This is a genomic window from Alkalibacterium psychrotolerans (assembly GCF_054784355.1).
In genome coordinates this window covers 1-1,383 of the sequence record NZ_BAAGPH010000079.1, presented here as the reverse complement: position 1 = coordinate 1,383, position 1,383 = coordinate 1, and the positions used below count along the sequence as shown (strand labels likewise).

Genomic DNA, 1,383 nt, shown 5'->3' with positions numbered 1-1,383 from the left:
TCACTAGTGTTGCATTAAACTGAAAATTATCGATGCTTGTCTATTGTTAATTAAATCACAATGAGTTTTCGTTAAAAATTTCAAAAAAGTCAAATGCTGGCGCAGCGGATGACTTTTTCCAGAATTTTTTTGACTTATTCAGTTGGGGATAAACCGATTTGCGACTTCTTTCACTTAGTCTGGTTCAACTATTTCCTTAAATAATGCGAACGGTTCATACTGTAACGCTCGCAAATGTCTTAAAATATGGAAAACTGTTTGTTTTAAGTCCAATTCAAGCTTGATGAGTAAGGTCAGTAAGTAGACAATCAGTGCCAGTATGACTTGATTTTCTACACCTTTTTCTGACTTTGAAAAGTAGTTTTTAATTGTCATGTGTTGCTTGACATGCTTGAAAAATAATTCGATCTGCCACCGTGATTGATACATTTTGCTAATCTCTTCAGCTGATACATCCATGCGGTTGGTGATAATCCTTAGATTGGCCTGCTGCTTTCTTTCTATCGTCACAAGCCGAAAGAGACTCGTCAAGTAAACTTGACTCCCCAATTGAACCAATTGATCACTGATAATACCCGTTCCTTTAGGAACGGCTAGATGGGCTTGCACATGTACCTTCGTATTTTTCTTAATTCGAGAAACAAAGAAATATCCATCCCAATGCATTTGATCAAATTGAGCGAAATCAAGGTACCCACGATCAAAAACATATGTAGCCAGTGGCTGATTAATAAAGACATCTAAGTGCTCATGATCATGTTCAGAAGCTGTAGATACTTCAAACTGTTCAGGGTGCACCCAACTTTCATTCATAAAGCAGACTTTTAAATGTAACTTTATTCCCGCTTTTGTCGGTCGAAAATGTGCCCACGGATAGGAATTTTTGCTAAATGAAAAAGTTGAGGAATCAATGAGATAGAGTTTTTCTTTCGATTTTATCTCCGTCTTTTTATGCACGAGAGAAAGTAAATGATTAAAAATTTCCAGTAATACACTTGGTTCAAGTGCTCGTAGAGCACGAGAAAGCTGAGAGTAACTGATAGAGTCTATCCCCATCACTTTTTTTAAATTCGGATTGACAAGTTGCTGATTTAAGTGTCGTAAACTTTCCGTTTCATCATTGATGGCATACAAAAAGAGCTTTATGGCTTTCATAAATGTCAATTTCTTTGCGTAACGATCAAATTGTTCAATGGCTTGACGAGAATCAGAGCTTAATTGTTCTAACTTAACATACGAAAACCATTTATTTATGGTCATTTTTGTTTTATACTTATCCATGCGTAGATCCTTTGTATTGGTCTTGGATAAGTCATCCAAGTACTAGTATAAAGGATTTTTTAATGTCATGGAACAGTTTAATATTTTAATGCAACACTAGTG

At 35.6% G+C, this 1,383-nt stretch carries 1 protein-coding gene; it reads right to left on the bottom strand.

Translation table 11 applies throughout. The features are described 5' to 3' along the window. Positions 1-174: 174 nt before the first annotated feature. Entirely contained in the window at positions 175-1,281 is a 1,107-nt protein-coding gene (locus tag ACYVLS_RS08970) for an IS4 family transposase (RefSeq protein ID WP_460323724.1), read from the bottom strand. Positions 1,282-1,383 lie beyond the last annotated feature (102 nt).

Bases quoted from the DNA above. Each gene is read 5' to 3' on its own strand.
- ACYVLS_RS08970 (WP_460323724.1), bottom strand. From the start codon at position 1,281: ATGGATAAGTATAAAACAAAAATGACCATAAATAAATGGTTTTCGTAT.